This is a genomic window from bacterium, from assembly GCA_041649255.1.
Classification (GTDB): Bacteria; Hydrothermota; UBA3073; order JACQXS01; family JAQTXJ01; genus JAQTXJ01.
In genome coordinates this window covers 20,184-34,887 of record JBAZNK010000025.1, presented here as the reverse complement: position 1 = coordinate 34,887, position 14,704 = coordinate 20,184, and the positions used below count along the sequence as shown (strand labels likewise).

Below are 14,704 nucleotides of genomic sequence, written 5' to 3'. Positions count from 1 at the left end.
TCTTTGGCACCGTGATCTGGAACAGTTGCGTGTCGAAGCTGAAGAACCGGCTCATGTTGTCAGGATCGGGAAACGACGCTTCGATGGTGGCAATCAGCCGTTCCGGGTCCTTCACCAGCTTGTCAGCCATTTGACGCCACTCCTGAGCGGCATCCTGACGCAGCTTGGCATAGCGTTGCAGGAAGTGGTTCTTGGCGTCCCAGAACTCCAACTCCATGTCCTTGAGCTTCTGGGTGACCTCTTCCAGCTTTGGGTTGGGCAGGAAATGGCCAACTCCGCTCAGAAACGGAAACGTGTTGGCTTCGATCAGGGCGTGGGCTCGGCCTTCGATGAGCGAGAGATCCGCCATCGCATCTTTGGGCAGCAATCGTTTGTGACCGAGGCTGATGAGCCGGGCGGACACGTCATCGGGATTGAGGCCGACATCTTCAGGGCGGAGCTTCTTGCAGCCCCGCCAGAACCTCACCGAGACGTTGATGAGCACGCCTTCACGGGTGAGAACGTCGAGCAATTGATTTGAACCGTTGTTCATAAAGAATTCCTTCCTCAAAACAGAAAGAGGGCCTGCCCCGCTTGAAGAGGCAGACCCTCGATCACGTTGAGATGAGCGGATGGACTACAGCTGGACCTTCTGGAGGGACTTGATCGTGCTCCTCACGGAGTCGATCTCCTTGTCGGTGGCCTTGCGTTCCTTCTGGGCCAGCTTGAGGCTGTCTTCCACGTCGTTGAGGCCGCGGATGGCTTCTCGCAGGGCATCCTTGACCGCTTCGACCTGTTGGACGGCCTTGGTCAAAGCCGATCCATTCTCCGGGGTCTTGGTTTCACTCTTGGGCATGATGGGTTTCCTTTCGGTGGTTGTTGTGGTTGTGGGTTGAGGTTGAACGACCGGTGGCTTTGGTTCACTGGCCGGCGTTGTTGGGGTTGTGGCTGGCGTCGCTGGTGCCGTTGGCTCCGCCGGAGCTTGTGCTGGAGGAGTGCCTTCCACGTTGACGGGCATGACGATCATCTGCCTGCCTTGGTTACGAAACCGCATGGCAGAGAGACTGTCCTGTGCTTCGAACTGCGTCAGACCGAACTCCATCGCTTGAAGCAGGTAGGTCCGGTTGAGATGGATCGTGACGGGCTTGCCTTCGATCTTCACCGCAGGCACCGGAATCACGGTCCAATCGTCCTTGTGGTCCTTCCGGGCTTTCAGTTCCAGGTTGTTGCCCTTGACCGCCAGACCGATGGGTTGGTTGACGTGGTCAAATCCCGGCATTCGGGGAGCCACCTGCTTGATGAGCTGCACCGCTTCAGGGCCGAACTCGATCTTCAGAACCATGTCTTGCTGGTTGGGAACGACGTTTCGCCATCGGGGAAACTCTCCCTCGGTCATCTTGACGGTGAAATCCCAGTGGTCGGACTGGAACCGGATGTCGATACGCTTCTCCTTTGATCCCGTCACGCCCAGTGTCCAGTCGCCGTCCTGTGTGAATCCTGACCAGTTCAGGAACTTCGTGCTGGGAATGATGAGAGACTCTTTCAGCGGCAAACAGAACGAATTGGCCGCGAACAAGTGCCGCCCATCGGTGCCCACGACGTAGTTGAGCTTCTTGTCCGACACGTCAATGAACGCACCGTTGATGACATAGCGGGTCGGGTCGTGGCTGGAGCACTGCATGGCTTGAAGCAGCGAATCCCGCATCCCATTGGGCAGGAGAATGGTTTCTCCATTGCCCTCTTGCACCGATGGCCATTCGTCAGGCTTGAACGACTCGACCTTCTGCTGCATTGGGGTTGAACCGATGCCGTAGCGGATCGTTGCTTGATTGGCTGTGGCTTGTTCGACCGCAACGCTCTCGCTGCCGGAGCTGTTCTTGACGACCGCAGCCAGTTCCTTGAATGGAATAATGACGGTCAGCGGTTTCGATTCCTGGGACTTCTCCAGCCTGAATGTGGCGAAACTGTCCAGGTCGGTTGTTTGCAGGGTCACTTGTCCGGCCTTGTCCCTGGCGATCCTGACGGCTTGGACGATGGGCAGGGAGTGAGTCCTGCCTACCACCTTGCCAAGTCCCGCAAGGGCCGCTTTGACTTCAGCCAGCGGCAGTGTGATTTCGTTGTTCATTGGGTTCTCCTGTGGAAATGGAAAGCCGGACACACCGTTGAAGGCATGTCCGGCTCTCCGGGGTTGATTGACTGTTGGTTGCTTGTTGCTGGTTACGCTTCGTCTTCGGCTCCAGCGGGTTTGTATTTCAACTGGTCCACGGTGCAGTCCTCCGGCTCGATGTCATCTCGCTCCCACAAATAGACCGGCTGGTAGATGCAACCGCTCTCCTTGTAGGCGTAGAGATACCGGACCTCGACGATGGCTCCAACCCGTGGAACCTGCTTGTTGGCGGGGATCGTGACGTTGCCGGAGTTGAACAGCATCGAACCGCTGTAGAGCTGCAACATCACACTCCGCTTGTCGTTGACCTTGCCAACGATGAACGAAGCCGTGGCGTAGAACTTGCACTTGAGCTGATGTCCACAACCGCAGCAGGGTTTCCCGGCGACATACGGAGCGTCGAGTTTCTTGAACACGATGCCTTCCCGGTTCTCCTTCTTGAGACGTTCCAGCAAGGTTCTCTTCTGCTGCGGCTCGAACGCTGTCTCCGCCAGTTCGATGTGAGGATGCTGGGCAGAAGCCAGCAGGTTCATCAGTTCCAGCAACCGACGATTGTAGGGCAACGGTCTCAGGTCCTCGCCATTCAGTTCCAGCAAATCGAAGGCGTAGAACATATCTCCAATGCTCTCGCCATCCATGACGAAGACGCCAGGGATGTTCCGGACCTCGTGAAGCACCACTGAAGACAGCCCGATGATGAGGCCTTTCTTGTTGATGCCGTGACAGGCCACATCCTGCTTCTGGATGATACTGCGTTTGCCATCGTATTTCTCTTGGGCGCAGTGCGCGGTGTTGTTGATGAACTGCTCCACGTCGGCTTCGTCTATCGGTGTGAGCAACTGCGGCAGGATGCCCGACACCTGTTGGGTTTTCTCGCTGTGCTGATACGGCGTGCCATCGGGACCGGGCGTATATCCCTTGGCCATCTTCTCCTTCACCAGCTTGTCGTAAATCCTCCTTGCCATGGCGTAATCCACCGGGCTGGAAGTCTTCGAGCCGGTCTGGAGGGTGCTATTCCGGCGGCCGTAAGCAAAGTTGACGACAAACAGGCCGTCCTTCGGTTCGATGCTGGCTCTGTATTCCTTGTCGCTGCTGCCGCAACGGTAGAACAGGCTGATGGTTTCTGCGTTCATAGTTGGCATGCTGCGATTCTCCTTTCGGTTGGGTTGTTGGTTGAGACTGGAAATGGATCATGGCCAGACACGCATGGCTGCGATATCTGGCCCTGTGGCGGGGGCGGGATCGTTGGTTCAGTATTGGGCGATCCAGCACAACTCGCCATTGAGTGGGCTTGGCTTGATGCGATCGCTGTCCTGGGCATCCACGTCGTAATCAAGAACGACAACGCTGACACCGGCGGGGATGTTCTCGACGTTCTGCACCACGCCTCCTTCCACGCTGACGTAGATCTGGTGCTTGCCGTCTTGAAACCGGGCCAGCTTCACTTGTGTGACCAGGTGGTTCTTCACGTTCAGCACGGCTTCGGCAAGTTCCTCCAGATTGCTGAAGTGAAAACACCAGGCTTTGTGCCATTCGTGCAGGTAGCAGACCGGCAGCTTGTAATCCACGATGACGACGTGGCTGGCATCATCGAAACACGGCTCGATGACAGCACAGAAGCTGAACTGCTCGAATTGCGAGAAGCCCTGCTTGGTGAGTTCCTGGTCGGCCAATTCAAGGCCAACGCAGAACACCGCACTGAACTTCCTGCGGATGGATTCGAGAATGTCTCCATCGAATTCCTCGGACGGAATGCTGCTCTCGCAGATCTTGAGCAGGTTCAATGACGTGCTGATTTCCTCGTCGGTTGGATCTTCGCTGAGAGGGAAGTCACTGAGGTATTCCACCACGGCTTCCACGGCTTCCCGTTGTTCACGGTTCAAGGCGTTGAGTTGCCCGACCGTAAACGGGTAGTTGATTGTTTGCGTTTGCATGAGGTTCCTTTCGTGATGATGACGGTCAGAGGGTGACGCAATGATCTTCCAATTCCTCACCGTGGGCTTTGGCGATTCCCTTGAAGGCCATGCCCGGTTCCTCGTATTCCAAGAGGAGTGTCAGCGTGGGCCACAGCTTTGCTGCTGTTTCGATGAACTCCATCGGAGGTGACCAAGCTGAATCAAACTGGTAAACAATTCGCCCGGCGTCCTCGTCCACGATCTGGCAATTGCAGGCTCCCCATTTGCAGCCCCAGTTGAGTTTCTCCCAGTGGTAGCCTTGTTCGTCATACCCGGCTTTGAGAACTTCGTCCGGAATGGGAACAAGGCTGTGGAAGTTGAGGGGATTGGGTTTCTCGGAAGTGATCTCTGCGGCCGTCAGCCAAGGGGAATGGCCGACGGCTTGTTTCCTGAATGCTTGAACGTCTGTCTCCGGTCCAAGCACGGTCAGGACATTAGTGCACCAGTTTGGCATGGTGGCTCCTTTCTTGAAAATGAGAAGAGCCAGCCCCGAATCATCAGGACTGGCTCTCTCGGGTTGGTTGATGTTTCAGTTCAGGACCAGCGACGGCACTCATTCCAGAACTCGCAGGATTGGCAGTGGAGACCCGGCGATGGCACGAAGTCCTCACGATCCAGACCGGCGACGTAGGATTCAATTCCCTTGAACAACCGTGTCTGCTGGTTGTCCGTCATCGGTTCAAGCGGCGTGACCACGATCTTCGGCTTTTTGAGCTTCACCAAGTGATGCAGCTCAATCCCCGTTTCCTTCCTGCCCGTCGATTCCCGGTACATGATCGCATAGCAACTGGTTTGGGCTTCGTGGAGATGCTGGGCTTTCTTGACCGTGGGCGTCTGGCTGGCGGTCTTGAAGTCCACGATGCGGCCACCGGCTCTCACCAGGTCGATCACGCCAATGAGCTTCGGCAAACCGTGTTCCGACAGATCGGCTTCCACGGAGACTTCGACGGCTTCAGGTTTCTCGTCCAACGTAATGGGTGTGTCCCTGAAGTAGGTCTCCAGCAACGCCCAGCCTGTCGTTCGCTCAGCTTCTTCCTCGCCCTGCCAGTTGATGACCGCCTCAACCTGTTCTTCCTTCCAGTTCTCATGGAAGGTCTGCTTCAGGGCTTCGAGATTTACGCTCCTGTATCTCCACCTTCCCAGATTCCACGACTGCAACACCGAATGAACGATGCTGCCGACGTAGAGAGCTGGTGCAGACGGTTTCACAAGTCTCAGGACGTAGCGGAACCAGAACTTCAGCCGGCATTGTTGCCAGCAGTTGAGCCTTGAGGCTGAAACGGTCTCCTGCAACACATCCAGCCTGTCTTTGATGCCGGACTGACTGGGCGGAGCCACTGCCGGTGCGATCACTTGGCGCTCCCCGGCTGGAATCGGCGGGCCGGATAGCGGCGCTGAGCGCGGTTGGGCTTCTCAGCGTATTTCTCCAGCAGTTCCTCGATCAGGCCCGAGGCTTCGAGCCGATTGAGTTTCTTGACGCCCTGACCGAACCGCTCCAGAGCCAGCGTTTCAATCTCCTGCTTGTCGAGGTTGTTCTCGCTGACGATCCTGAGGATCAATTCCTTCTGCTTGTCCGAACAGTCCCAAGTGTCATCGTGACCGTTGCCGTTGTCCCCGCCGTTTGGGGCAGGCTTGTCGCTGCTATTGCCGTTGCTGTTCTTCGGCAGGAAGCCGACATGTTGGATCTCCTTGTCCACGGCGTCCTGCAACAGCTTGTAGATGCGGTTGCTCTCGGCCGGGACTTGTTTGATGTCAGTCACCTCGCTTCTGACGGTGACTGAGTATTGATGTGAACTGAAACCGGGAAGGCCCAGTTTCTTGCTGTAGTTGGCTTCAAATACGATAGCCATGGTGATTTCCTTTCGTTTGGGTTGTTGTGGTTGATGGAAAGACTTCAGGTGGGTCTTGGTCATGCGACCTCCAGTTGGAATTGGTCCGCTGGGGGCCGTATTATGGCTGGCTTGTTTTCTTCCTCGGCTTCGTGTCGCAGCGGAAACATCGCTCCTGCCAACGTCAGTTCCGCGTCCCACTGTTCAAGTGAAAGCGCGTCCGCGTTGCGGACAATCCCGGGCACGCCGCACAAGCTCAACTGGATGTAGGCCGCGTGGAACATGCGACTGTCCTTGTCTATCGCTTCCAGCCACCAGTTGACTGGATGAAAGCCGCGATCTTTCAGGAAGCTCGCAACTGACAATGCCATCGCTCCCGCCCCGCACGCCGGTTCACAGATTCTCAGCCGGTGTTCTGGATCGGGCTTTTCGTCCTCGTCAAAGTTCATCTGCACCATCAGGTCGCAGACATGCTTTGGCGTGAAGAACTGGCCATGCCACTCGCCTTCCAGCAAACCGAGTTCACCGGCAACATTGCCGAGGAAATCGTGCGTCTCTTCCTCAAGTCCGAGAACTACGATACCCAACGCTTCCGCGAACGCGTTCGGGTTTGGATACCGCTTCACGATTTCCAGGTAACGAACTTCACGCTTGGCATCGATTTCGCCCGTCAGCCACTTGCGGACAGGCTGCGACATTGCAATGAACGACAACTCCAGGAAGTCGCTGTAGAGGTTCCAGTTGCTTACGTGTGCTGTGCCGATTGACTTGTGCAGGGCCTCCACGAACGCCTTGTAGGCTGGACGTGAGTATCGTTGTTGGCTCATGGCTTTTCCTCCTTTCGGTGTTTGGGTTGTTGGTTGATGGAAAATGCCTGGCGTGTCCCGCTGGAGGTGGGCAGTGGTTTGAGGAGTGCGGGACAAGAACGCCAGGTCAGGTCTGTTTGCGAACGACGACAAAGGCAATGATGGCGGCACCGGCCAGAATCAAGAATGGGAGCGCCGCCACGAACAGGCTGAACACCCACTGGATCAATTTCCAGGCGAGCAGGGCGAGGATGAGAACGCCGGCGCCCATGCCGATGATCCTGGCGATGCCCAGGTTGTTGTCCTGTGAACCGTTCCTGTGGATGACATACCATTCGTTGTTTTTGGCGTTGATGTGACGTTTCCTTCTGAACATGCGTGTGACCTTTCAGTGAGGTTGGTGATGAACAAAAAGCCCGGCACCTCTTGATGAGGCCCGGGCTTTTTGAAACTGGGTGGGATTCGCGGAATTACGGCTGGGGATACGGACTGGCTGGCGTCTCGTGGACTGTAGTAACCGGCTCTGGCTGCTGCTTCAGGCCCAATCCGGCGGACATGATCTCGTCAGCCAGAACCGTCATGGGGACATTGCGTTCCTTGGCGGCGTGATACAGCTTTGAGACGAGGGGACGGGACAGCTTCGGGGAATAGTGGCCTTGGCACATGATGAACCTCCTGTGGTTGAATGAATGATCCCGACCATACGGGAAGGGGGTCGGGTGGAAAGCAGATCAGCTTTCCTTCACGTTGTTATACCACGGAAGCTGGCTGGTAATCAGGAGGGGAGGGGCTGAGTCTTATTGAGTAGCCGGGGGCTGGTACTTCTGACCTGACAGCCTGAACAGCACCAAGTTTACAATCGGTCGTGGAAGAAAAAGACGGGTGCGTTGCAAGACTCTGCCTTTTCCATGCAATGAACTGTCGATTATCAGACTGCCAGATCGCGCTCGATTCACATTATGCGTCACATTCCAGGATGTAATCCCTTTCATTCGCAGTCGCACAAAATCCTGCACTTTCCACTCGCCTCGACCTTTTGAGTCCTGTCCCTTTCCCTTGTCATCTGTAAACTCAATAGCCACCACTTGCTTCTTGAGGTCGGCCACGATCAGCAACCGGGTGAACTGATCGTCATAATCGCCGTCAAAGGCGTAATAGTAGAAACTCTTTTCCGGGAATCCTGGACACCCCAACTGGACCGGAGCGGAAAACTCCGTCTTGCCAAACTTCTTGCACACGTCGTTGAATGGTTCGAGATAGTGAACGTCATTGTAGATGACGATTTCAGGATGGGGGCTCAGGTCAACGGCGGGCTCCCCGCGTCTGTCCAACAGTTGCCGCAACTCGTCCAGAATCAAAGACCCTTTCTCCGGCGTGTTCTGCCATTCCTTTGAAAGAGCAAGACCTTCCAACGATGACCGTTCCTTGGCAGGTGGTGTGGGTTGCTGCATCGCCGGAGGGGGCGGCGGCTCCGAAACGGCTGACGGCGGGGTATTCATCAAGGCTTCAGCCGCAAGGGATGGTTTGCAGCGGTATAGAACCAGATCAACAATGGGTTGTGGCAAATAGAGCCGCACACGCTCAGTGACCGAAAACACCGAAGCCGGATCGCCAGCGTATTCAAAGTCGATTCTCAGACAGCGGCCTCTTCGTGTTTTCTGACACCCTATGATGCAATTGCTTCCCTCTTTGCTGCGACCGTTGATCAGGTCATACACGACCCGGGGATTTGGGCTGGAGAATGTTGGAGTCGAAAGCCGTCGCCGATCATTGGACTCGGTCGCCTTGCATGAAGCGCTGAATTCCATCGCGACCACTTGCTTCTTCGCATCGGCCACAACGAGCAGCTTGTTGAATCCTCCGTCAAATTCACCGTCGACCGCGTAGTAGAATAGGCTGTTTTTCGGAAATCCCGAAGTCTTCACCTCCACGGGGTCCGGCAGTTGAAACGTGCCGAGTTTCTGAAGCGCCAATTCAAGCGGTTCAAGATAATGAACATCCCTGTAGATCATGATTTCAGGATGCGGGCGTGTATCAACGACGGGGTTTCCATCGACACCAAGCAGACACTGAAGGTCTTGCGCCACAAATGCGTCTTCACATGGTTTGTTCCATTCCGGCGAGAGGCACAGCCCCTGTAATCCTGAAACAACTGGAGAGGGCTGCAGGCGTTCCAACATCTCATAACCTTGGCGTGGTTTTCCCGGCGTCTGAGGCCTGTCAACACGTATATATGTCCCGCCCGTCCCATGTCCGGTGAGAGATGAAACGGCAGAACTTGTGCCGTTCAGCCGTGTAACTTGGGCAGATGCATAACCTGACAACATGCTGAATTGGATACGTTCCGACCGGCCATCTTCCATCACAAGCGTGTAGGCGCGTTCAGTTCGATTGGTCGGCGACTGCAAGAGCCCTTTCTGATTGCCTTCCACGTATAACACGGACCTGTCATTGTTGATCTGGTAGGTTCTTGTTGTTCCGTCGGCATAGGACAGTTGATACGTGCCGTTGGGCTCCACACTTATGCCGGTGCGAGAAACGTAAGACCGCGAACCGATGGGCGGAAGCATGAGCGGCATCAGTTCGACAATGAAAACAGCGGGATCGTTTCCTTCCTGAACAACAATGGCCCTCTTGAGAGGAGAATAACCCGATTTCTTGAACTCCACCGTTCGGAATCCAACAGGCACGTAGGACACTGTAAGATAATCGGAATACGCTTGACCCTCTGGAGCCTGAGTGGTGCCGTGTGATACGCCATCCACTAGAACTTCGACGCCAGCGGGGATGGTAGAAATCCTGATTGGAGCAACCTGCCTCGTGTATGCCGGCCTGCTGTTACTTGCGTGAACCAGATTCGTCGCTGATGCAGTCACACCGCTTGTCGCATTACTGCGGTTCGGTTGAACAACCTGCACCTGCTGGGGGATGGAAACACCTGCGACCGGAGCCGGCAACAATGGAGCGGAGCCAGGACTTGGAGCTTGTTGTTTGATCGAAGATTGCTTTGAAGACTGCGCAGAGGATTCAGTCTGCGGCTTCACACTGCTTAATTTCGTATACGCCCAATAGCTTCCAGCCATCACAAGCAGCAGTCCACAAACCTGTATCAGGGTCGACATTCCAGACGTGAGTGTTGTTCGCCTCGCTCTGGAAATGTTTGGAAACGGCCACATGGTTTCAGGAGAGGCCTCTTGCGATGAGATTCGCGCAGAACTGGGCAGGCGCAGCTTCTTCTCGGATGTCTCGAACAGCAGTTTCACAGAACCAAAAGCGATCTTGTTCCCATCCTCAAGCGTTGCCGTCACGATCTTTTCATTGGCGACAAATGTTCCTGCGGCAGATCCCACATCTCGCACCACCCAGTCCCGTCCGTGCCGAATCAATGTGGCGTGGTGCGTCGACACCGATTCGTCGTCAAGACAGATGGCGTTGTCAGGGGATCGACCAACGGTGATTTCTTCCCCGATCAGTTCAACAATCGCACCTTGGAGAGGTCCGGTAAGAATGTAGAGTTTATCCATGATAAATGTTCTTGTGGAACTTGCCAGCTTCGTGCTCGCAACTGCACCCGCTGGACGACCACAACAGCAATCTGGCCGGCTGTGAACAGCGGCCAGATCACACAGAGGACCCAACCACTCAACGCGTCATGGGTCATTTCAGTTCTGGCAGCCAGACGGTTGAGGATGTCAACGCACCCATTGAAGATGGTGGCAATCATGGGCGCATCCGTGCTGGATTAACGACTGCTTGCGTTGACACGCCGAAGCTCTCGAATATTCTTCGCGGCCCCTTCTTTGGTTGCAGGATAGAAATCGCTGTATTCCGAAAAGAGCGCATCCTTGGCGGAGATGGCAAAATTCAACCCTTCGGCCTTGTCTTTCTTGCACCCCAGTGTATTCACCCCCACCCACAGAAACTCCCCGTCAATCGGGTGCCGCAGTGTCCGTGCTTTCAGAAAAAGAGGGCCACCGCTATTCCCGGAGTTGATGGCTGTATCGGTTTGTATCCAGAGTCCATCTGACAAGGGCCGCAACGCGCTGATCTTGCCGAATGTCTGCGTTCCGGGAAGCCCCAAGGGACTGCCAACAGCCACCACGTCCTTGCCTTCGCTGAGTTGTTCCCCGCTGCCATCTGGTAGAACCACATAATCTTCCCTTTCAACAAGTCCAGCCGCATCCACGACCAATATTGCCAAGTCCTTGCCTGTCTTTTCCTCCATGAAACCAAGAACCGGTTTCTGTTTGCTTGAGGGCAGGACCACTGACATCCCATACTCCAGCACCACAGGAGCATCATCGAGTGCAGAACCAGCCAGTTTTGCCAGATGGATTACGTGTGAATTGGTGATCAGAAAAAGAAGACCCTGCGGATATTGTTTTGTTTTATAAACCTTCAGCGCCCCCGCGCTGCCGCTCCACTTTTCCACCTCGTTTGGCAGAAGAACGTGATATGAAGTCCATGAGCCATTGACCGTACATGCTGACAGCCGAAGCTCGTCTTTGGTGAGTCCTCCACCGAAGACCACGGGCTGGACCAGGCAAAAGACTATTAGTGAAACAAGGGGGCTTTTCATGGGATTGAGCGTTGACATTTGTCAGTCATGTATTTGTGGGCCGCCGCTTACGAGCCGGCACCCAGAGCCGCGCCGAGGGCGTGAGGCAAGTGCGTCGTGATCAGCTTGAGAATGACTGGGCCACTCCACTGCATCACTGTCTTCCAATCAACACTGCTCACTGCTCCGATGGAGTTAAGCAGCCAACTGCTCGACTCGATGCACTTCGCCTCGGTGACCTTCTGGGTCATCGGATCAAACACGAAACTGACTTTCGTGAATCCAGTCTTCGTCACCATGTTGTCCCAATCAAACTGTGCAACCACTTCAACGCTCTTCACATTGTCCCCTCCGTTGCCCGCATGGCTGTTGCCGTCTCGCGTATGGGTAATCAGGCTTAGCACATGGCCGCCGCGATAGTTGATGGTTGACCAGTGCATGCTCTTGATGTGATGGGCGAAATCGCCATTGGTATCGGCAAACTGGGCATTGAGGGTCTTCTGGAGTTGCATTTCAAAGACGTAAAGAGGTTCGTGGTAGTGCCCCCACGTCCAGAATCCGCCGGCCATGATCACAACGCCAACGACGATAATCCCGATGCTGGTTTTGATGTTCATGCCTCTCCTTCAACGATGCTCACTGAACCGGCGCGCATTTGGGGGAACGCTGTTCATGTTGTTCCAATATCGGAACCTTTTTACACCTGCTTTTCGATACCGTCAAGTTCCGAACTCGGAAACATGGCCTCTCACAAGCAAAACGTCGTTGGCCCGCAGATCAGGAAGCTCCGCGACAAGCAGGGGTTGACGCAGGAGATGTTCGCGGCGAAATGCACCGTGATGGGGCTGGAATTGACCCGGGTAACGCTGGCCAAGATTGAAACCCAGTTGAGGTGCGTGTCTGATTCAGAGTTGTGGACGCTGGCGAAGGCGTTGAAGGTGGAATTGAAGGAATTGTACCCAGGGAAGCGATAAGCCACCCTGGTTGGGGGAGAGATTTGGGGGAAAGCCGCTCGACTTGATTCAAATCGAGCATTATATTGCTGCCTGAACGATCTAACGGTGTTCTGTTACCGGAGCAGTTCCGAGCCGTTGATCTGACACGAACACGACTTCAAAGACGTATGGCGGCCAAACAAAACATCACGGGACCTCAAGTTGCAGAGCTACGCCGCAAGCGAGGAATGACCCAGGAACAATTTGCGGCACGGTGCAGCAAGCTTGGCCTGGAACTGAGCCGGGTGACGCTTTCCAAGATCGAATCCCAGTTGAGATGCATAACGGACACAGAATTGATCGCCTTGGCTGAAGCCCTGAACGTTAATCCCGGGGCGTTCTTTAGAGGGCTGAAACTGAAAACAAGTCCGAGCCAACGTCAAAAACTGCGAGCGTTGGAGAAGAAGCTCCTGGCCTGCAGGAAACGGTGTTAGAGGTGAACTCCGGAATCGAGCGGTGAGGATTCTTGCGTTGACGAACCATAGCAACGGCGTATCCTCGCGACGTTGGTTGCGAAGGTGGTGAACTCGTGGCGAGAAATCGGCAGGACGTTGCCGACAAAACGAATGACCTGAAAACAGTTCAAAAGCCGATTATCGTAGCGAAAATAAGAGCACCTCCCATCAGAGGTTGAGCATGCGCCGAAACGCAATTAGAGTTCTTGAGAAAGAACGGGCTATGGCTGGCCGGACAGGTGTGATTGTCGGTCGCCCGCTGGTCGTCGCCATTACGGCTGTCAGCTCCCCCCAACATTACACGTTGTGGAACGCTTTGGCTGCGGAATCGCTGGCGGGTGATCTTCGTGGCTACTACGGAGAGAAGGTTCAGGTTCGCATATTCAGAATCCGGAGTGAGAGCGAACGTCGCTCAACAGTTTTATCACTCAGGAAAATGTCGCCAGATGTTTTGGGGGTTTCAGTTGAATGTGGCGGTTTGGATTTGGCGCTCAGTTTGGTGGATGAACTGATGGGTAACGTGTGGGGTGAGGGTTGCGCTGTGGAGCCACCCAAGCTCTATTTTGGTGGCAAGATTCCGACGTATTTGTCGGAGTCGTTCGTGACAAGATATCCTTCGGCAATTGTAGTCCGTGGGGAAGGTGAACTTCCTTTGCGTCGCCTCACGCAGCGATTCTTCGACTCGTCTCCTGAATTGTTGTGTGACATACCTAACCTCGCCTTTGCGGGCGATTCCGGACAACTAGTTCGAACTCGCTCCGAGCAACCAGTTTGTTCAGGGCTAATCTACCCGCCTTCAACGGATACCGTGCCGGAGCTTCTTGAGGCCGGGGCCGGAACTTTGATGACGCAGGCTAGTCGCGGTTGCTCATGGTCAAAATGCTCGTACTGCACGGTGTCCTCGTTTCGCGCTGAGAAGAAATGGGAGCCGCTCCCTTGGGATCGAACCCGTAAACATCTGGAATCGCTGGTTGCGCTCGGTGTTCGTGAGTTTGAGTTTTGCGATGATGAGTTTATAGGCGGCAGAGACCAACAACACTTGGACCGGGTTAGGTCTATCGCTTTAGACCTGCGTAGGCTCGGCAGGGAGTTCAACAATGGAATTGTATTCCGTGTCTTTTTGATACCCCACACCGTCTTTCGAGCAGATGATCCAACAGGTAACGAAGCCGTGACGGGCGTGCTTCGCGAACTCAAGGCTGCTGGTTTGGCCCGCGTCTATTTCGGAGTTGAATCTGGCTCGGACGCACAGCTCAAGCGGTATTGCCGTGGAACTCCGCGCAGCGACGTAATCGGAGCACTCAACGTTGTGAAAGACCTCAACGTCGGAATCGACTGTGGGTTCATCATGTTCGATCCGTCGGCAAACATCGAGGACATCGCGCAGAATGTGCAATTCTTCCGCCGGCAAGGCCTCATCGCTCATAACCAGTGGCCGTTCAGACCCCTGATCGCCAATTTTGGTGCCGGATTTGGTCAGACCATGGCGCGGCGTGGAGTTTCTCCTGATCCTGACTACATGTGCTATCGGTACACCTTTGGGGATGCAAGAGTCCAGAAGATCTTTGATATCGTCGATGCGCTGAGTTCTAAAACCCGGTCCTTGTTCTATTCTCTAAAAGTGATTTCTAAGGTTCACTTTGACCCGATGTCAGAAACATGTGCGTCGAAGCGTGCGCGCGAGTTGGTGATCGAAAACGGTCTCATTTATTTGGACATGATCGATTCACTGATTGCCTCAAGCTACCGACCAGATGATAACGAAACTGTTACAAACGCGGTAGCGCACGCCGAGGAATGTATTCAGGCCCTTGTTCGACAGGTTAGTCATGCCGTCGAACGCGGAGACTTTGGGCTTTACTCAAAACGACTTGAAATGCAGCTTGTTGCTGCCTCCACCGGTTACTGTGGAGAAGGCAAAATTAAAGAACCAGATGCGGAGCCTAGTTTGGTGATCTGA

Annotated in this window: 15 protein-coding genes; 3 read left to right on the top strand and 12 right to left on the bottom strand. The window is 54.8% G+C overall.

Features of this window, described 5'->3' with window-relative positions; genetic code table 11:
• The 12 genes from WC614_13130 to WC614_13075 form a co-directional block, all read right to left on the bottom strand.
• On the bottom strand, positions 1 to 532 hold a 532-nt coding region (locus tag WC614_13130; protein ID MFA5033944.1), incomplete at its 3' end, for a DUF3150 domain-containing protein.
• An 84-nt stretch (positions 533 to 616) separates the two neighbouring features.
• The gene (locus WC614_13125; protein ID MFA5033943.1) at positions 617 to 2,104 is read right to left on the bottom strand and encodes a hypothetical protein; all 1,488 of its coding nucleotides are present in this window, start codon (positions 2,102 to 2,104) and stop codon (positions 617 to 619) included.
• Between the two features lie 92 nt (positions 2,105 to 2,196).
• Complete coding sequence (locus WC614_13120; GenBank protein ID MFA5033942.1) at positions 2,197 to 3,279, bottom strand: DNA ligase; 1,083 nt, start codon at positions 3,277 to 3,279, stop codon at positions 2,197 to 2,199.
• Between the two features lie 117 nt (positions 3,280 to 3,396).
• Complete coding sequence (locus WC614_13115) at positions 3,397 to 4,080, bottom strand: hypothetical protein (protein ID MFA5033941.1); 684 nt, start codon at positions 4,078 to 4,080, stop codon at positions 3,397 to 3,399.
• 25 nt (positions 4,081 to 4,105) lie between these two features.
• Positions 4,106 to 4,555, bottom strand: a complete 450-nt coding sequence (locus tag WC614_13110) for a hypothetical protein (GenBank protein ID MFA5033940.1) — start codon at positions 4,553 to 4,555, stop codon at positions 4,106 to 4,108.
• An 80-nt stretch (positions 4,556 to 4,635) separates the two neighbouring features.
• Positions 4,636 to 5,454, bottom strand: coding sequence for a PD-(D/E)XK nuclease family protein (locus WC614_13105; protein ID MFA5033939.1), 819 nt, complete (start codon positions 5,452 to 5,454; stop codon positions 4,636 to 4,638).
• Positions 5,451 to 6,014 carry a hypothetical protein gene (locus WC614_13100; protein MFA5033938.1) on the bottom strand — a complete coding sequence of 188 codons (564 nt, stop codon included), beginning with the start codon at positions 6,012 to 6,014 and terminating at the stop codon, positions 5,451 to 5,453. Before WC614_13100 ends, WC614_13105 begins: the two co-directional genes overlap by 4 nt.
• Positions 6,011 to 6,757, bottom strand: a complete 747-nt coding sequence (locus tag WC614_13095) for an N-6 DNA methylase (GenBank protein ID MFA5033937.1) — start codon at positions 6,755 to 6,757, stop codon at positions 6,011 to 6,013. Before WC614_13095 ends, WC614_13100 begins: the two co-directional genes overlap by 4 nt.
• A 106-nt stretch (positions 6,758 to 6,863) precedes the next feature.
• Positions 6,864 to 7,112 carry a hypothetical protein gene (locus tag WC614_13090; GenBank protein MFA5033936.1) on the bottom strand — a complete coding sequence of 83 codons (249 nt, stop codon included), beginning with the start codon at positions 7,110 to 7,112 and terminating at the stop codon, positions 6,864 to 6,866.
• Positions 7,113 to 7,533: 421 nt separating this feature from the next.
• Positions 7,534 to 10,260: an FHA domain-containing protein gene (locus WC614_13085; protein MFA5033935.1), complete on the bottom strand. Its 2,727-nt coding sequence runs from the start codon at positions 10,258 to 10,260 to the stop codon at positions 7,534 to 7,536.
• A gap of 218 nt (positions 10,261 to 10,478) precedes the next feature.
• Positions 10,479 to 11,333: a S1C family serine protease gene (locus tag WC614_13080; protein MFA5033934.1), complete on the bottom strand. Its 855-nt coding sequence runs from the start codon at positions 11,331 to 11,333 to the stop codon at positions 10,479 to 10,481.
• 29 nt (positions 11,334 to 11,362) lie between these two features.
• Positions 11,363 to 11,911, bottom strand: coding sequence for a hypothetical protein (locus WC614_13075; protein ID MFA5033933.1), 549 nt, complete (start codon positions 11,909 to 11,911; stop codon positions 11,363 to 11,365).
• Positions 11,912 to 11,926: 15 nt separating this feature from the next.
• On the opposite strand from WC614_13075, the gene WC614_13070 reads away from it, so the two are divergent.
• From WC614_13070 to WC614_13060, 3 genes are all read left to right on the top strand, one after another.
• A complete protein-coding gene (locus WC614_13070) occupies positions 11,927 to 12,268 on the top strand; it encodes a helix-turn-helix transcriptional regulator (protein ID MFA5033932.1) in 342 nt (113 codons plus the stop codon).
• A gap of 149 nt (positions 12,269 to 12,417) precedes the next feature.
• On the top strand, positions 12,418 to 12,723 hold the full coding sequence (locus WC614_13065; protein ID MFA5033931.1) for a helix-turn-helix transcriptional regulator: 306 nt from the start codon (positions 12,418 to 12,420) through the stop codon (positions 12,721 to 12,723).
• A gap of 244 nt (positions 12,724 to 12,967) precedes the next feature.
• Positions 12,968 to 14,704 carry a radical SAM protein gene (locus WC614_13060; GenBank protein ID MFA5033930.1) on the top strand — a complete coding sequence of 579 codons (1,737 nt, stop codon included), beginning with the start codon at positions 12,968 to 12,970 and terminating at the stop codon, positions 14,702 to 14,704.